Origin of the sequence: Streptomyces sp. 351MFTsu5.1, from assembly GCF_000383655.1 — a bacterium.
Classification (GTDB): domain Bacteria; phylum Actinomycetota; class Actinomycetes; order Streptomycetales; family Streptomycetaceae; genus Streptomyces; species Streptomyces griseorubiginosus.
This window is the reverse complement of sequence record NZ_KB911797.1, coordinates 16823-33917: the sequence shown is the minus strand read 5'-3', so window position 1 is coordinate 33917 and position 17095 is coordinate 16823. Positions and strand designations below refer to the sequence as shown.

Below are 17095 nucleotides of genomic sequence, written 5' to 3'. Positions count from 1 at the left end.
CCCTCCCCCGATCCCGAGCCGATCAGGCCATCTGTTCGACGGTGGTCGTGGTCTCCGCACGCCGGGCGTCGAGCTGCTCCTGTCGCGCGGGGCCGCCCGAGACCTTGTGCAGCCGGTACGAACCGGGCTTGCCGGCCTCGCCCGCGAGGTGCTTGATGATGCCCTGGCACACGAACTCCTTCACCCGCGCGCCGGGACGACCGCCGATGTGGAGCCCCACGGCGACGTCGGAGCGGCGGGCGAACTGGAAGATCCCGGCACCCCGGCCGAGGCTGATGCACTGACCGGCGAACGCCTCGTTGAGGGGCGCCGGCACCTCCCGCTCGATCCGGCTGAGGATGGTGTCGGCGGCGCGGGCGCCCAGCGGGATCGCGGCCTGGCAGCTCATGCGCAGCGGCAGGTCCGAGGGCGCCGCCGAGTCACCGGCCGCCACGATGCGCTCGTCGTCCACGCTGGTCAGGGTCTCGTCGGTGAGCAGCCGGCCCAGTGCGTCGGTGGTCAGGCCGCTGCGCGCGGCCAGGTCGGGCACGCCGAAGCCGACGGTCCAGACGGTCAGCGCACTGGGGAGCGTACGGCCGTCGGAGAGCCATACGGAATCGCCGGTCACGGCGGTTACCCGCACGCCCTCCACCACCGTCACACCGAGCCCGGCGAGTCGGCGGGCGACCGAGCGCCGGCCTTTCCGGTGCAGGTAGGGGCCGAGCACGCCGCCGCAGACCAGGGTAACGGCGTGGCCCTGCTCCGCCAGTTCGGCGGCGGTCTCGATGCCGGTGGGACCGGCACCGACGATCGTCACCGGAGCCGGGGCGGAGACCGCCTCGACGAGGGGCCGCAGCCGCTCGGCGTCCTCCAGGGTGGCGATGGGGTGGGCGAACTCGGCCGCTCCCGGCACGCTCGGGTCGGCGCTGCCGCTGCCCACCGCGTAGACCAGGTAGTCGTAGCCGAGTGTGCCGCCGCTCGCGAGCGCCACCTCGCGCCCGTCGGCGTCGATCCGGGCCACCGTGTCGACGACCAGCCGGACCCCCTCGGCGAGGACCTTCCGGTACTCGACGACCGCGGGGTGCGTGCCGCCCACCAGCTGGTGCAGCCGGATCCGCTCGACGAAGTCCGGGCGCGGGTTGATCAGGGTCACCGTCACGTCGTCGCGCCGGGTCAGCCGGTTGGCCGCCATGACGCCCGCGTAGCCGCCACCGATCACGAGGACCTCGGTGTTCATGGTGTCTCCTTGGTTTCGGATGCGTCCGCCTCGAGGTCGTCCCTCAAGGGGTTCGGCATCAAGACACCGGACGGCTGACCACCGTGACAGGATGTGACCCAGATCACTCCACGGGTCGTCCTCGGGTCGCCCTCGGGTCGTGAAAATCGGTCCAGCCACACCGGATTGGCCTTGTTCCCCAGGCCAATCCGGCCCCTATCGTCGGCCCATGCGCATCCGAATCGTCGACGCCTTCACCGACCGCCCGTTCGCCGGCAACCCGGCCGGGGTCCTGCTCCTGGACGACCTCCCGGGCGACACCTTCCCGGACGACGACCGGCTCCAGAACATCGCCCTGGAGGTCAACCACGCCGAGACGGCCTTCGCCCACCGGCTCCCCGGGGGCGGCGAGGCCGACTGGGCGCTGCGCTGGTTCACGCCCGCCACCGAGGTGGCCATGTGCGGACACGCGACCCTCGCCACGGCCCACGTCCTGCACACCACCGGCGCGCACACGGGCCCGGTGCGGTTCGCCACCCGCAGCGGGGTCCTCGTCGCCACGCCCGCCGAGGACGGCTCGATCACCCTGGACTTCCCGACGGCCCCGCTCACTCCGGTGGCGCCTCCCGCGGGGGTCGCCGAAGCGCTGGGTGCCGCACCGCTCACGGCGTTCGACACCGGCCCGGACATCGGCGACCTGTTGCTCGAACTGGACGACGAGAAGACCGTCCGCGCCCTGCGCCCCGACATCAAGGCACTGGCCGCGCACTCGGCGCGCGGCATCATCGCCACCGCGCGCGCCGAGAACCCGGAGCTGGGCTACGACTTCGTCTCCCGCTGCTTCTTCCCGAACGTCGGCATCGACGAGGACCCGGTCACCGGCAGCGCCCACACCGCGCTGGCCCCCTACTGGTCGCAGCGCCTCGGCCGTACGACACTCACGGGGCTCCAGGCCTCACCCCGCTCCGGCCGCGTGCGCACCCAACTGCGCGGCGAGCGCACCCTGCTGACGGGCCGCGCGGTCACGGTCATCGAGGGCGAGCTGCTGACCTGAGAGCCGGCAGCAGGCCGCTCCCCGGCGTCATGCCGTAGGCAGCCAGCCCACCTTCCCCGCGAGCAGCGCGTACCCCACGAACGCCCCGATGTCGAGCAGGGAATGCGCCACCACCAGGGGCCCCACCCGCCCCCAGCGCCGGTACAGGTAGACGAACACCACGCCCATCACCATGTTGCCGATGAACCCGCCGACGCCCTGGTACAGGTGGTAGCTGCCGCGCAGCACGGAACTGGCCACGAGCGCCGTCCCCGGGGTCCAGCCCAGCTGCCCGAGCCGGCGCAGCAGGTAGCCGACCACGATCACCTCTTCGAGGATCGCGTTCTGCATCGCCGAGAGGATCAGCACCGGGTACTTCCACCAGACGTCGGGGAGCGCCTCGGGCACCACCGTGAGGTTGAAGCCGAGCCCGCGCGCGGCCAGGTAGAAGGCGATCCCGGTACTGCCGATCACGGCCGCGATCCCGGCCCCGCGCACGAGGTCGAAGGCCGGCCGGGTGCGGTCGAAGCCCAGGGTCCTGAGGCTCTCGCCCTCGCGCAGCAGAAGGTGCGCGACCAGGAGGACGGGCACCAGGGCCGACGCGATCCCGAAGAGCTGCCAGGAGAGATCCAGCCATGGACGGCCGGGCGCGGCCGAGGCGTTGAGGGTCGCCGCCTGGTCCTTGAGCCCCCCTGGTTTCGTGATCGATCCGACAAAGCTGATCAGCGCGGACACACCGCTCGCACCGAGCGAAAGCCCCAGAACGAGCAGCGTCTCGTCACGGAAGAACTTCCGCGAGAGCGCCCGCTGCGGAAAAGAATCGGCCACTGCCCCTTCCTCCGCCTGCACACCTGCCTCCAGTTGAGTAATCCAGCCTCATCCCCACCGCCGCCCCGCTAGGGTCCTTCGAAAGAAGTGACGAAGATCGTGCGCCAGGCCGTCGGGGGGACGGACGCCGTACGGGGTTCACCGCCCCTGTCCTGCCATACGCGGCCGTGCCGGTACGGAGCGAGCGACAGGGGAGGGCACCACCGTCATGGGACGTCACAGCTTGCCCGATCAGTATGGGGCGGGCGGCAGCGACCCCCGTCCACGCTCGGGCCGCCGCCGGACCGTGGCCGTCGCGACGGTGCTCGTCCTGGCCGCCGCCGGCGGTACGGCCGTCGCCGTCCGGGGCGGTCTGCTCTCCTTCGGCTCCTCCTGCCGGGACGAGGCGGTACGGCTGGACGTCGCCGCCTCCCCCGACGTGGCCCCGGCCCTGCGAGCAGCCGCCGAGCGGGCGCACGACGAGAACCTCACCTCGGACGGCCGCTGCGTCGCCATCTCGGTGACCGCGCGCGAGTCGTACAAGGTCCGGGACACCCTCGCGGCCGGCAAGGACCCGGGCGCCCAGGTGTGGGTGCCGGACTCGGACGTGTGGGTGGAGCAGATCGACGCGGACGGCGGCGCGACGCAGGTGGCGCGGGTCGGCAACGTGGCCTCCAGCCCGGTCGGGGTGGCGATGGTGCCGGCCGCCGCGCGGTCGCTGGGCTGGCCGAGGAAGACGTACGGCTGGCTCGAGCTGGCCGGTGCCACGCTGAAGGACGACTCCCTCAGGCTGGGCGCCGCCGATCCCGCGCGCAGCGCGACCGGGCTGCTCGCCCTCACCCGGCTCAGTGACGCGGCCGGGCAGGTCAAGGGCGGGGAGACGCAGGCGGCGGCGATGATGAAGTCGCTCTCGCAGCGCATCTCGGACAGCGACGGCCAGGTGCCGGAGACGCTCCCCCGGGACGCCTCCGGCACCGAGCAGGGCAACCCGAGGCGCAACCAGGCCCTGGTCCTGTCCGAACAGGCGGCGTTCGCGCACAACTCCTCGACGGACTCCGGGGACGGCCTCGACTTCTTCTACCCGAAGGACGGTTCACCGCGGCTGGACTACCCGTACGCGCTCGTCGACGAGACCCGGCTGAGCACGGACGAGAGCCGCGCGGCGATCCGGTTCATGACGTACCTGCGCAGGCCCGAGCAGGAACAGCTGCTGACGGAACGGGGGTTCAGGACGTCCGACGACCAGGTGTCGTCCTCCCTGGTCGCGAAGGCCGGCGGGAAGGTGCCGCAGCCCTACACGGCGGCAGCCGTCGAGCCCGCCTCGGCCGCGGCCCTCCAGCAGGCCCTCGGCACCTGGACGATCACCGTGCAGAGCGCGCGGATCACGACCGTGGTGGACGCGTCCGCGTCCATGTCCGAGACGGTTCCGGGCACCGGCCGTTCCCGGATGGACGTCACCAAGGAGTCGCTCCTCCAGGCCCTTTCGACCTTCACCCAGGAGGACGAGATCGGCCTGTGGGAGTTCTCCACCAAACTCGACGGTGACAAGGACTACAAGGTCCTGGTGCCGACACAACGACTGGGCGACAGCGGGGGCGGGAGCGGCGCCGGCACCCAACGCGAGCGCCTGTCGGTGGCGTTCGGCGGGCTGAAGCCGGTGCCGGGCGGGGCGACGGGGCTGTACGACACCACGCTCGCCGCGTACCGGTCGGCGACCTCCTCCTACGCCCGGGGCAAGTTCAACGCGCTGGTGGTCCTGACCGACGGTGTCAACCAGGACCCGGGCAGCATCTCGCGCGCGAAGCTGATCTCCGAACTCGAAAGGCTCTCCGACCCCGAGCGCCCCGTCCCTCTCATCGTCATCGCGGTCGGCCCCGACGCGGACCGGGCCGAGGCCCAGCAGCTGGCCGGGGCCACCCGAGGCTCGGGCCAACAGGTCAACGACCCGTCCCAGATCCACACGGTCATCCTGAAGGCGATCGTGGCAGCGGGCGCCCGGAGCAGCGGCAGCGGCGCCTGATCGTCGGCGTCGACCGATACGCCCCCGATACATCCCGCCGGTGAGACTCCTCAAGACAACCGGGCGGAAGCAGGGGCAGGGGTGACGGGGTGCGGCTCGAAGGATGGCACGGCTGGGTCGGTACGTTCACCGGGGTGGTGCTCCTCACGGTGGCCGCGCTGCCGTTGGCGGCGCTGGTGGCGTGGGCGCCGGCCCGTCGGCGCAGGCTCGCCGGTGCGAGGGCGTCCGCCGCCTGGCGCAGGTCGGTCGCCGAGGTCGGCATCGTCTACGGGACCGTGCCGCCGGTCCGGCTGATCCTGCTGCCGGGCGACGAGGGCCGGGCGGTCGTGAACCTGGTGCCGCTGCGGGACCTGCTCACGATGGACGCGGGCCAGATCGTCGGCAACCTGCTGGTGTTCGCGGCGCTGGGTTCCCTCGGCCCCCTGCGGTTCACGGCACTGGCATCCCTGCGGCGGGTTCTCGCGCTCGGGGCCGGTTGCTCGGTCCTGGTCGAGACGGCGCAGTACGTCCTGCATCTGGACCGGGTGTCGTCCGTGGACGACGTCCTGCTCAACACCGCCGGCGCCGGACTGGCCGCACTGGGGTCCCGCCGCTGGTGGCACACCGGCAGCGGCGTGCCGCCCGCGGAAGCGGAAGAACGCACCCCGTCCGTCAACTGACGGCCCCTCGGATGCAACCTTCGCGACGCCTGGCGTGTCCATGTAGCGTGCTGACGACATCCAGATCTTGGCGGGCAGCGGCTGCTGCCGCCTTCGCGACGGCCGCCCTCGCGGTCGTGACCCCGGCCGCGCACGCCGCCGGAACGACGCTCGTCCTGGACACCCAGGAGAACTACTACCTGCCCACCGCGGGCGAGGGCCCCAACCTGAACCTCGCCGTCACCGCCTCGGGCGGGGACGCCCATGACGTCTCGGTCGCGGTCGACGCCTCCTCCCTCGCCGGGAAGGCGACGATGGTGGTGACGGGGGACTGCGAGAGCACCGGTGCCCTCAAGGTGAAGTGCTCGGTGGGCGCGCTGTCGGGCAAGGAGTCGATCGACCCGTTCTTCCTGAAGCCCACGGCCGCCGCCAAGGCGGGTGACACCGGCGCGATCACCTACACCGCCACCGCCTCGGACGCGCCCACCGTGACCGGGAAGACGGACGTCCTGGTCGGCGGCCCCAAGCTCGTCGCCCGGCCCTACCCGGCGCTGAAGGACATCGCGCCCGGCGCCGTCTTCGCGCGCACCCCGGCCTTCGCCAACACCGGCACCGCCCCCGCCGACAAGGGCGTCATGCTGCTGGTGCAGGACTCCGAGGGCGTCAAGCTCGCCCGCGACCACTCCAACTGCCACTACTCGGACCGGCCCGACACCGGCGCCTGGTGCCGGTTCGACACCACGATCGCACCCGGCTCGGCCTACGAGACGAACGCTCCGCTGCGCTACACCGCCGCCACGGAGACGATGTACGGCTACAACACCTACGTCGTGTGGCCGGTCGGCGGCACCGCGCCCGACTCCTTCGACCCGAGCGCGTTTCCCGAGGCCGGCACCGGTGCCCCGCTCGGCCTGAAGTCCGTCGCTCCCGGCTCCGGCTTCACCGGTTCCGGGTACGGCACCTTCGCCACCTCCCAGCACGCCGACTACCAGGCGATCGGTGACACCGTCGAGGGCAAGGTCGGCGACACGGTGAGCATCACCGTGGGGGTGCGCAACGCCGGGCCGGGACTGATGGACTTCCGCTGGATGGACGCCGACGACTCCGGCACCTTCGTGGTGACCCCGCCCGCGGGCACCACCATCACCGGCGCCCCCGGCCCCGGCGAGCAGGGCGACCCCGGGCCGCTGTGGAACTGCACCCCGCGCAAGGCCGGCGCGAAGAGCTACACCTGCGCCATCGCCAGCACGGAGTTCGGACCGGGTGACTCGGTGACCCAGGAGTTCACGGTGCGGATCGACCGGGTCGTCCCCGGCGCGCAGGGCAGCGTCAAGGCGGTGGAGAACCCCGACTACCCCAACCGTGACGAGGACACGGCGAACGACACGGCGGTGATCGCGGTCCAGGCCGACGGCTCGCCGAGCCCGTCGCCCAGCACCTCCGCGTCACCGTCCGGCACCCCGTCCCCGTCGGCCACGGCGAGCCCCTCCGGCTCCGGCGCGGGCACCGGGAGCGGCGGCACGACGACCGGCGGCGGACTCGCCGCCACGGGCACGGACGGCGTCCTGCTGCGCACGGGCATCGCCGCGCTGCTGGTGGCCGGGGGCGCGCTGGTGTTCCTCACGGCACGGAGGACGCGTCAGCAGAGCCACCGCTGACCAGCGGTAGGTCAGTCGGGGCGGTGTTCTCGCGCGGTGCATCCGCGCGAGAACACCGCCCCGACCACGTCTGGCCCCGTCACCCCAACGGCGCCGGCTCCGGCAACCCCACCGGCCAGGTGTGCACCGGCTCGCCCTGGTGCATCAGCTCCCGGTACCGGCGGGTCGTCGCGGCGAGCGCCGCGTCCCGTGGCATCCCCGCCTCCAGCGCCCGGTGGAAGGTCGCCGCCTGCCAGGACGCCCCGTTGGTCCGCCGCCGGCACCGCTCCTCGATCACCCCGAGATACAGGTCCCGGTCGGCCGGCTCGATGCCCCACCCGGCCAGCCCCTGCTCGGCCAGTGGCAGCAGTTCGTCGCGTACGAGGCTCACCGCGTCGATCTCGACCGTGCCGCCGTGCCGCCCGCGCCGGGGCCAGGTCATCCGCGCGTCGATCCCGTACCGGCAGGCCTCGTCGAAGTTGGCCGCGGCCGCCTCGAACGGCAGCCGGGTCCACACCGGCCGGGATTCCTCGGCGAGGGCGCGGACGAGGCCGTAGTAGAAGACCGCGTTGGCGATGACGTCCGTGACGGTGGGCCCGGCCGGCAGCACCCGGTTCTCCACGCGCAGGTGCGGGACTCCGTCGGCGATGCCGTAGACCGGCCGGTTCCAGCGGTACACCGTGCCGTTGTGCAGGACGAGTTCGGCGAGCGAGGGCACCCCGCCCTCGTCGAGGACCTCCAGCGGGTCCTCCTCGTCGCAGATCGGCAGCAGCGCCGGGAAGTAGCGCAGGTTCTCCTCGAACAGGTCGTACGCCGAGGAGATCCACCGCTCCCCGAACCAGGTCCGCGGCCGTACCCCCTGGGCCTGGAGCTCCGGCGGGCGCGTGTCCGTGGACTGCTGGAAGAGCGGCGGGCGGGACTCGCGCCACAGCTCGCGCCCGAACAGGAACGGCGAGTTGGCGCCCACGGCTATCTGCACCCCGGCCACCGCCTGCGCGGCGTTCCACACGTCGGCGAAGCGGCCGGGGGTGACCTGGAGGTGCAGCTGCACCGAGGTGCAGGCGGCCTCCGGGACGATGGACTTCGAGGTGCAGGTGAGGCGTTCCACGCCATCGATGTCGAGGAGGAAGTCCTCACCGCGCGCGGCCACGATCTGGTCGTTGAGCAGGGTGTAGCGGTCGACGTCGGAAAGGTTCGAGGAGACCAGGTCGTCCCGGTCGAGGGTCGGCAGAATGCCGATCATCACGATTCCCGCATCGAGTTCGCCGGCTTTGCGGTCGGCGTACGCCAGCGAGGTACGGATTTCCTCCGCGAGCCGGTCGAATACGCGGCCACCCAGCCCGTGTGGGGCTATGTTGACTTCCAGGTTGAACATGGCGAGTTCTGTTTGGAAATCTCGGCTCGCGATGCGTTCGAGGACCTCCCCGTTCAGCATTCTCGGCATGCCGTCAGGACCGACCAGATTCAATTCGATCTCCAGGCCCATCAGATTCCTGGGGCGATCGAACCGCTGCTCCGCCAGGAGCCGCTCCAGCCCCGTCAGACACCTGCGGAGCTTGTCGCGGTAGTTCTGGCGATCGGACAGGTCGAACCGGCCTGCCACGACCTTCTCCCCCATCGGGAGTACCTCCTCGATCCGTCATCAGTCAGGTGGGATGATGCCCAGCCGGAACGATCGGTAACGTCCCCGCGGCGGCCCCGATGCCGCTACCCTGTTGGATGTGACCGGTGGCACATTCACTCGGCATGAAGCGTTCAGCAGTTTCTAGTTCCCTGAAGAACTCGTGAGAAACGCCGACGAGAATTGGCCGACCAGTTCGGAAGCATTTCCCGAGGTCACCGCCGTGATGCAGGCGCGGTATCGGGATGATTCCCGCGTAACGCCGACCGATTGGGCCCTTGCCCCGGGCGACGGAAACGGCTAGCCGAAACACCGTGTGAACATTTGTCGTATAAACTCCGCGAACAAGGCAGAGGGTTGGCACCCGCGGTCCTGGATCCTGCCGTCAGGTGACGTACGGCAATCCTCACTCGCCCCCGCGTCACCGGACCCCGGCCCCCGCCTCTCTGACCCCGTGAGCTGACAGCGCCGTCCGCCCCCGCCCTCGCGCCATCGTGCCTGTCGAATGAGAGGCGACCCACCATGCCGCTGCATGTACCCCCGGCTCCCGCGCCCGCACTTCGTTCCGTCCTCACCGCCCTCGCCTCACCCACCGCCGTCCGTGAGGCCCGGACCCCGTCCCTGCTGCGCGCCCAGGGACCCGTCACACCCGAGTTGCCCCTCCCCGTGCACGTACTGGACGGCACCGCCACCCGACTGACCGGGTGGCGTTTCCTGATCCGCTGCGGCGAGCGCTCGGTGGCGGCCGCGGAGACCAGGCTGACCGCGGACGGCTGGGCGTTCTCGCACTTCTTCGAGGGCCCCTACCTCGCGTCCACCGAGCAGGCACTGCGCCAGGCGGAGGTGATGCAGCAGCCGTACCAGCCGCGACTGCTGTCGATCCCGGCCCTGTACATGCTCGCGCTGTGGCTGCACGGCGACTGCGCGGCGGACGCCGCCACCGGCCGCCCCGCCGCCACCGACCTTCTCGTCCCGCTCGCCCCGGCCCCGCCGGGCATCGCCGCCCACCGTCCGCACCGGGCCGCCGAACTCCTGCCGCTGCTGACCCATCGGCTGACTCCGGCGCCCCTGCTGAGCTCACCGGCCTGAAGAAGCACCCGCGCCCCCCTCGTACCCCGCCCCGAATTCCGGGTCGCGGGGTACGTCGGCGTTTCCGACGCCACCGACGCCACCGGGCCCACGGAAATCACTTGCTCGTACGAGCGCGGAATTGCTCGAAAGAGCCAAATAGATGCTGAATCCAAGGGAACTAGCCCTATCCGGCCCCCTCGAACCACCCGAAGGGACAGTGCAGTTCAGATGAACCGCCCGGCCGGGTGACGCGTCTCCAATCTGTGAAGAAGTGGTGATGCGAAATACCTGCGGATTGACGCCCGTGGGGCAACACTGGGTTCCGACTGAGTAATCGCGACGGGGGACGTCATGACCACAACACAGCGAAAGATCCCACCCATGTGCCAGCACCAGCCACCGTGTCCCACCGCCGACTCCGCCGACCGGGAATCCGCCCGCCTCGTGGCGCACCACCCGGAACAGGGCTGGAGCCTGCTGTGCAACGGCGTCCTGCTCTTCGAGGACACCGGTGAGCTCCTGCCCGACGGCCGGGTCATCGCCCCGCACCGCCCGCTCGCGGGGGCCACGGCGGCCTGAGCACTGCCGGGCGGCCAGGGCCTGGCCGCCGTACCGCCCGGAGACATTGAGGGGCCGGCTCGCAGCGACTGTCTGCGCACCGGCCCCGACGCATGTCGGAGGGCGATCACTTACTGTGACGCCTTGTATATGGACCCACTCTTCCGGAAGACTCCTGGAAGTTTCGGAGCTCGGAAGCTTTCGGCACACGGGATGCTTTCAGCACTCGGACGCTTTCGGAACCCGAACGCTTTCGGGGCTACGACGCGGAGGTGGGCAGTGAGAGCTGGCGAGGCCGGTGCCGAGCCCCGGGGCAGAGTCACCATCACGGAGATCGCCCGGCAGGCCGGAGTCTCGGTGCCGACGGTGTCACGGGTGGTCAACGGGCGCTCGGACGTCTCCCCGCGCACCCGCGCCCGGGTCGAGGAACTCCTCCAGCGGTACGGCTACCGCAGGCGCCCGGCGGCCCCCGGCACCCGTGCCGCCCTGCTCGACCTGGTCTTCAACGACCTCGACAGCCCCTGGGCCGTGGAGATCATCCGGGGTGTCGAGGAGGTCGCCCAGGCGGAGGGCGTCGGCACCGTGGTCTCCGCGATCCACGGCCGCTCCGGCGCGGCCCGCGACTGGATGCGCAACCTCCGCGCCCGCGCCTCCGACGGGGTCATCCTCGTCACCTCGGCGCTGGACACCGTCCTCCACGACGAACTGCGCGCCCTCGGCGTCCCCTTGGTCGTCGTCGACCCGGCGGGCTCACCCGCACCGGAGGCCCCGACCATCGGCGCCGCGAACTGGTCGGGAGGACTGGCGGCCACCGAGCACCTGCTGTCGCTGGGCCACCGCAGGATCGGCCTGATCGCAGGACCGCCCCGACTGCTGTGCTCCCGGGCCCGCTTCGACGGCTACCGGGCCGCGCTGGAGGGCGCCGGGCTCGCCCTCGACGAGTCACTGGTGGTGCCGGGCGACTTCCACCCGGAGTCCGGCTTCGCCGGCTGCGAGAAGCTCCTCGACCTCCCCGAGCCGCCGACCGCGGTCTTCGCGGCCAGCGACCAGATGGCCCTCGGCGCGATCGAGGCTCTGCGACGACGCGGCCTCAGGGTCCCGGAGGACATGAGCCTGGTCGGCTTCGACGACCTCCCGGAAGTCCGCTGGTCCGCACCCCCACTCACCACCATCCGCCAACCCCTCTCGGAGATGGGCAAGTTGGCCGTCCGCACCATCCTCAAACTGACCCGCAACGAACCCCCGGACAGCCCCCGAGTAGAACTGGGCACAGAACTGGTGGTCCGATCCAGCACGGCTCCTCCTGCGCCCCCCTGACGCACGCCGCCGCACACGGGAACGGCCCGGACGGGGGCTGCAACGCGGACACGGCCACTCCGACGACCCCCTGGCGGGTGGCGCCACGCGCAACGCAACCAGTAAGACGCCCTTCTGTCAGGCGACCCAGCGCCCAACCACAGCGCCCCGGGCAGGACCACGGCACCTCCGCCCCCGCACAGGTCCCGCTCCGCCCAAACCACCACGCCGCAGCCACCCCACCGACAGACAGCGGGACCCGCGAGCTCCACACCGCACTGGCCCGACCGGTGGACTACAGGACCCCGCCGGCCAGGACCGCCCCACGCCCGCAGGACAGCCCCGACCGGCGAAGCCCGCCGGTCCGCGAGGCGGGCCGGTGGCCACCCTGCCGAGCCACCGACGTATGCCCCCCACCGCCGCGGCCAACTCATAGACCAGCTGCGCCGTTGGCGCGCCAAGCCGCAGGATTCTGCCGCCCGAGAGCCCCCAGGGCCGCCCGCTGAAGGCACACGGATCAGCACTCCCGCCCCGAGGACCCCCGCTCCCCCATGGACCTCACCACCCCGAGCACGGCCAGCGCACGGGTCCGGTCAGCGCCCCCGAAGGTGCCCCGACCGGACCCGCCCCAGCCCCGTACGCACCCGCCCCCTACTTCAGCGCCTCCCTGATCGCGAAGTACGCCGGCTTCGGCTGGAACTGCTCGTCCCAGGGCAGCGCAGCGCCCTCGCCCTCGAAGAAGGCCGGTATCCAGCTGTACTTGTCGGTCCAGTCCCACACCGTGATGCCGACGCACCGCCGCACGGCGAGGCACGCGTCGGTCACGTCGGCGTACCACTCGGCCTGTTGGGCCAGCTTCTCCTCGGTGGCCGGCAGGATCATCCGGATGTCGACCTCGGTGAGCGCGGTGTCGAGGCCCAGCCTGGAGAAGCGGCGGAGGTTGTCCTCCAGGGTGGCCGGGTAGCCGTACTGGAGCGCCAGGTGCGCCTGGAGCCCGATCCCGTCGAGCGGAACGCCCTGCGCCTTCAACTCCTTGGCCAGGTTGTAGTAGGCGTCGCTCTTCGCCCCGACCGCCTCGATGTTGTAGTCGTTGAGGTACAGCTTGACCTTCGGGTCGGCCTGCCGGGCCCACCGCAGCGCGTCCGCGATGTAACCGGGACCGAGCGTCTTGTAGAAGACGGTCTCCCGGTACGTACCGTCCTCGTTGAAGGCCTCGTTGACGACGTCCCAGGCGAACACCTTGCCCCGGTAGTGCCGTACCTCGGTCTGGATGTGCTTCTTCAGTACGGCCCGCAGCTCGCCCGCCGTCCACTCGCGCGAGGTGACCCAGTCCGGCAACTGGCTGTGCCAGACCAGGGTGTGGCCGCGCACCTTCTGGTGATGAGCCCGGGCCAGGTTCACGATCTCGTCGCCCGCGGAGAAGTCGAACACGCCCTGCTGGGGCTCGGTGGCGTACCACTTCATGCCGTTGCCCGGCGTGATCTGGTCGAACTCACTGCCGAGGATCTTCTTGTACGGCTCGTCCACGAGCTCGGGATTGTCGGTGGCGCTGCCGAAGTACCGGCCGTGCCGCTGGGCGAGGTCGGCGAGCGTGGCCGGCTTGCCGTGGGCCTGGGCGGCGGGCGCGCCCAGGCCGGTGACGACCAGGGCCGCGGCCAGGACTCCGGCGAGTCTGAGACGGTTCTTGCGCATGGTGCGACTCCTCACGTGCGGGGGTGGGTGAGCCGTACTGGAGAAAACGCCGTCAGCCTTTGGTGGCTCCGGCGGTCAGGCCGCCGACCAGTTGGCGTTCGGCGACCGAGTAGAAGGCGAGGGCGGGCACCATCGCCAGCACGAGATAGGCGAAGACTCGCGCGTACTCGGCGGAGTACTGCCCCTGGAACTGCTGCACACCGACCGGCAGCGTCCACCATGTGTTGTCGGTGAACACCAGCAGCGGCAGCATGAAGTTGTTCCAGCTGGTGACGACGGCGAGCACCGACACCGTGCCGAGCGCGGGCCGCGCCATCGGCAGCAGCACGCGCCAGAAGAACCCGAAGGAGCTGCACCCGTCGAGCGTGGCCGCCTCCTCCAGCTCCCCCGGGATCTCCCGGAAGAAGGCCCGCAGGATGATGATGGTCATCGGCAGCCCGAAGGCGGCCTGCGGCAGGATCACACCGAGCGGGTTGTCGAGCAGGTCGAGCGAGCGCAGCAGCAGGAACAGCGGGAGCACCGCCACCGCGAAGGGGAACATCAGCCCCATCGTGAAGAGCGTGAACAGCGCCTCCCGCCCCCGGAAGGCGAACCGCGCGAACGAGAACGCGGCCAGCGCGGACAGGGCGACCACCAGCACCGTCGTCCCGACCGCGATCAGCGTGCTGCTGCCGAGCAGCCGCCAGAAGTCGCTCCCGCCGAGGATGTCGGTGTAGTTGCTGGTGAGCCACTTCCTCGGCAGACCGAACGGATTGCTGGAGAGTTCGTCGGTCGACTTGAAGCCGGACAGGACGGCGTACCCGAGGGGTACGACCATCACCGCGCCGACGACGACGAGGATCACGTGCATCGGCAGGGTGCGAACACCGCTTGTACGGCTGGTCACTTGCCGTCCCCCCTCATCGTCGTGGTGGCCCCTTCGAGGTCGCGGCGGAGCACGAACCGCTGGTAGGCGAGGGCGAAGACGAGGCAGATCCCGAACATGACCACGCTGATCGCGCTGGCGTAGCCGACCTGGTAGCGCTTGAAGCCGTACTGGAACATGGTCACGGCCATCGTCTCGGAGTGGTGGTCCGGCCCGCCCTGGGTGATCACCCAGACCAGGTCGAAGAGCTGGATCGCCCCGATGACGGACAGGAAGACGCTGATGCGCAGGGTGGGCGCGAGCAGCGGCAGGGTGACGTTGCGGAACCGCTGCCAGGCGCCGGCGCCGTCGATGAGCGCGGCCTCGGTCAACTCCCTCGGGATGGACTGGAGTCCGGCGAGGTAGAGCATCATGTGGAAGCCGAAGTACTTCCAGGTCATGACGAGGAAGAGCGTCGCCATGACGTAGGAGGGATCGGCGAACCACAGCCCGCCCACGCCGTCGAGCCCCACCGCGCCCAGCACGTGGTCGGCGAGTCCGTCGTCCGGCGCGAAGACCATGCTGAACAGCACGCCGGTGATCGCCTCGGAGAGCACGTAGGGCGCGAAGAACAGCATCCGGTAGACGGCCCGGCCGCGCAGCCGCTGGTTGAGCAGGACGGCCATGGCGAGCGCGAACGGCAGTTGGATGACGAGCGAGAGCACCACCAGGACGAGGCAGCGCCACAGGTCGCCCAGGAAGACCGGGTTGTCGAAGAGGTCCGTGAAGTTGTTGGTGCCGACGTAGTCCGACGGCATGCCGAAGCCGCCCCAGCGGAAGAACGCGGCGTACAGCGCGAACAGCATCGGCAGCAGGACCATGCCGATGAACAGCACCAGCGCGGGGAGTTGGAAGCCGACCGCGGTGAGCCAGTGCAGCACCCGTCGACGGCCCCGCCCCCGGGCCCTGACTGATTCCGGGGGCGGGAGTTCGGTGCCCGGACCGCTCCGCTTGTCTGCGAGGAACGTGGAGGTCATCGCGGGCTACTGCTCTTCCTTCGCCGTCTGCGTGATCGACTGGGCAACCTGCTCGGGGGACTTGGAGCCGGCGATGAGCGCGGCCACGCTGTCGTTGACCTCCTGGCCGACGGCGGGCGCGTACGCCTGGTCGAGGTAGAGCTGGAAGCCGGTGGCCGCCTTCAACTGGGCCTGTACGAGCTTGAGGTTGGGGTCGGTCATGGCCTTCTCCGCGTTCGGCAGCACGGGAAGGATGCTGGTCTTCTTGACCAGTTCCAGTTCGGTGGCCTCGGAGGCGAAGAACTTCAGGAAGTCGACGGCCGCCTGCGGGGCACCCCGGCGCAGCGCGTGGCCGCCGCCACCGCCGAACACCTCGGTGATGGCCCCCTTGCCGCCCTCGACCGCGGGGAACGGGAAGAACCCGAGATCGGAGCCGAGTCCCTTGCCGGAGTCGGCCTGCACGGAGGGCGCCCACTGGCCCATGAGCTCCATGGCCGCCTTGCTGTTGCCCACGGCGGCCGCCTGGCCGGTCGGGGTGGAGTAGGCCGCGTTGAGGAAGCCCTTCTGGAAGGGCTGGAGGTCCACGAGGTCCTTGAGGTGCCGGCCGGCCTCGACGAACCCGGCGCCGGTGAAGTCCTTGTCCTCGCTGGCCTTCTGGAGGGCGGCGATGCCGGCGGTACGCATCGCGAGGTAGGCCCAGTAGTACATCCCCGGCCACTTCTCCTTGCCGGCGAGGGCGATGGGCGTGATGTTCTTCGCCTTCAGCTTGTTCACGGCCTCCAGGAAGCCGCTCCAAGTGGTGGGGGGTTCACTGATCCCGGCCTGCTTGAAGAGCTTCTTGTTGTACCAGAAGCCGATCATGCCCATGTCGAACGGAACGCCGTAGAGCTTGCCGTCGAGGATGTACGGCTCCTTGGTGACCTTCAGCAGACCGTCGGACCAGGGCTTGGTCCGGTCGCTCAGATCCTCGACAAGACCGGCGTCGACCTGCTGCTTGAGGACACCGCCGCCCCAGGTGTGGAAGATGTCGGGGAGCTTGCCGGAGGCGGTCAGCGCCGTCATCTTCGACTTGTAGGCGTCGTTCTCCAGCTGGACGATCTTGATCTTCACCTTGGGGTTCTGCGCCTCGAACTTCTTGGCGAGACCGGCCCAGACCGTCTTCGCCGGCTCGGTGGTGGAGATGTTCCACCACTCCACCGTGGTCGTGCCGTCGGACGACCCTCCGTCCGAGTCACCGCCGCAGCCGGTCAGTGCCGTCATGCTCAGACCGGCCGCGGCGGACGCCGCTATGAATCCACGGCGGGACAGTGCCGGGTCGCCCATTTTGCGCTCCTTGGGTACGGGACGGAGACGTCCTGGTCCGCCCTGCGTCTCGAAAGTTTCGAAAGAGATCCAGAAAGCTTCGCTGCTGCCGCACCCTAGAGACAGCTACGGAGGGGTGGCAACCCCCTGTGCAGAGGGAATGTTCGAAGAACAACCACTCAACTCGTCGCGAGGGGCGGTGAGGTGATCGCCCCGGACGAAGCCCGCGGCGCCCTGGATGCCATAGAGGACGATGATCGGACCCACGAAGGGAGAGGCCACCCACGGGGGAGACAAGCGCGCGAGAGAAGCGCGGCGAGCCCTGGGCCGAGCGCCCGGGAGTCGCCGTCACTGACCGCCGCTCC

At 70.6% G+C, this 17095-nt stretch carries 14 protein-coding genes; 7 read left to right on the top strand and 7 right to left on the bottom strand.

Annotated features, from left to right (window positions below; translation table 11 throughout):
• Positions 1-22: 22 nt before the first annotated feature.
• Positions 23-1216, bottom strand: coding sequence for an NAD(P)/FAD-dependent oxidoreductase (locus H295_RS0136400; protein WP_020140282.1), 1194 nt, complete (start codon positions 1214-1216; stop codon positions 23-25).
• A gap of 208 nt (positions 1217-1424) precedes the next feature.
• Between H295_RS0136400 and H295_RS0136395 the strand changes: the two genes are divergently transcribed.
• Positions 1425-2249 carry a PhzF family phenazine biosynthesis protein gene (locus tag H295_RS0136395; protein ID WP_020140281.1) on the top strand — a complete coding sequence of 275 codons (825 nt, stop codon included), beginning with the start codon at positions 1425-1427 and terminating at the stop codon, positions 2247-2249.
• 27 nt (positions 2250-2276) lie between these two features.
• Here the strand turns inward: H295_RS0136395 and H295_RS0136390 are convergent, their stop codons facing one another.
• The gene (locus H295_RS0136390) at positions 2277-3077 is read right to left on the bottom strand and encodes a CPBP family intramembrane glutamic endopeptidase (protein WP_028810073.1); all 801 of its coding nucleotides are present in this window, start codon (positions 3075-3077) and stop codon (positions 2277-2279) included.
• 187 nt (positions 3078-3264) lie between these two features.
• Between H295_RS0136390 and H295_RS0136385 the strand changes: the two genes are divergently transcribed.
• The 3 genes from H295_RS0136385 (at position 3265) to H295_RS47680 (ending at position 7351) form a co-directional block, all read left to right on the top strand.
• A complete protein-coding gene (locus H295_RS0136385) occupies positions 3265-5055 on the top strand; it encodes a substrate-binding and VWA domain-containing protein (RefSeq protein ID WP_043218574.1) in 1791 nt (596 codons plus the stop codon).
• Between the two features lie 89 nt (positions 5056-5144).
• The gene (locus H295_RS0136380) at positions 5145-5714 is read left to right on the top strand and encodes a VanZ family protein (RefSeq protein ID WP_020140278.1); all 570 of its coding nucleotides are present in this window, start codon (positions 5145-5147) and stop codon (positions 5712-5714) included.
• Positions 5715-5761: 47 nt separating this feature from the next.
• Positions 5762-7351 (top strand): hypothetical protein, encoded by a 1590-nt coding sequence (locus H295_RS47680; protein WP_199788664.1) that lies wholly within the window; start codon positions 5762-5764, stop codon positions 7349-7351.
• Between the two features lie 79 nt (positions 7352-7430).
• Here H295_RS47680 and H295_RS0136370 read toward each other — a convergent pair whose 3' ends face one another.
• Positions 7431-8948: a glutamate-cysteine ligase family protein gene (locus tag H295_RS0136370; RefSeq protein ID WP_020140276.1), complete on the bottom strand. Its 1518-nt coding sequence runs from the start codon at positions 8946-8948 to the stop codon at positions 7431-7433.
• 525 nt (positions 8949-9473) lie between these two features.
• On the opposite strand from H295_RS0136370, the gene H295_RS0136365 reads away from it, so the two are divergent.
• The 3 genes from H295_RS0136365 (at position 9474) to H295_RS0136355 (ending at position 11897) form a co-directional block, all read left to right on the top strand.
• Complete coding sequence (locus tag H295_RS0136365; protein WP_020140275.1) at positions 9474-10040, top strand: hypothetical protein; 567 nt, start codon at positions 9474-9476, stop codon at positions 10038-10040.
• 363 nt (positions 10041-10403) lie between these two features.
• A complete protein-coding gene (locus H295_RS0136360; protein WP_020140274.1) occupies positions 10404-10601 on the top strand; it encodes a DUF5999 family protein in 198 nt (65 codons plus the stop codon).
• Between the two features lie 258 nt (positions 10602-10859).
• On the top strand, positions 10860-11897 hold the full coding sequence (locus H295_RS0136355) for a LacI family DNA-binding transcriptional regulator (RefSeq protein WP_020140273.1): 1038 nt from the start codon (positions 10860-10862) through the stop codon (positions 11895-11897).
• Positions 11898-12527: 630 nt separating this feature from the next.
• Here H295_RS0136355 and H295_RS0136350 read toward each other — a convergent pair.
• The 4 genes from H295_RS0136350 to H295_RS0136335 are packed head-to-tail and all read right to left on the bottom strand — an operon-like array spanning position 12528 to position 16751.
• On the bottom strand, positions 12528-13568 hold the full coding sequence (locus H295_RS0136350) for an endo-1,4-beta-xylanase (protein ID WP_020140272.1): 1041 nt from the start codon (positions 13566-13568) through the stop codon (positions 12528-12530).
• Between the two features lie 52 nt (positions 13569-13620).
• Positions 13621-14418, bottom strand: coding sequence for a carbohydrate ABC transporter permease (locus tag H295_RS0136345; protein WP_020140271.1), 798 nt, complete (start codon positions 14416-14418; stop codon positions 13621-13623).
• A 32-nt stretch (positions 14419-14450) separates the two neighbouring features.
• The gene (locus tag H295_RS0136340) at positions 14451-15449 is read right to left on the bottom strand and encodes a carbohydrate ABC transporter permease (protein ID WP_028810071.1); all 999 of its coding nucleotides are present in this window, start codon (positions 15447-15449) and stop codon (positions 14451-14453) included.
• Positions 15450-15455: 6 nt separating this feature from the next.
• The gene (locus tag H295_RS0136335) at positions 15456-16751 is read right to left on the bottom strand and encodes an extracellular solute-binding protein (RefSeq protein WP_020140269.1); all 1296 of its coding nucleotides are present in this window, start codon (positions 16749-16751) and stop codon (positions 15456-15458) included.
• Between the last annotated feature and the right edge of the window lie 344 nt (positions 16752-17095).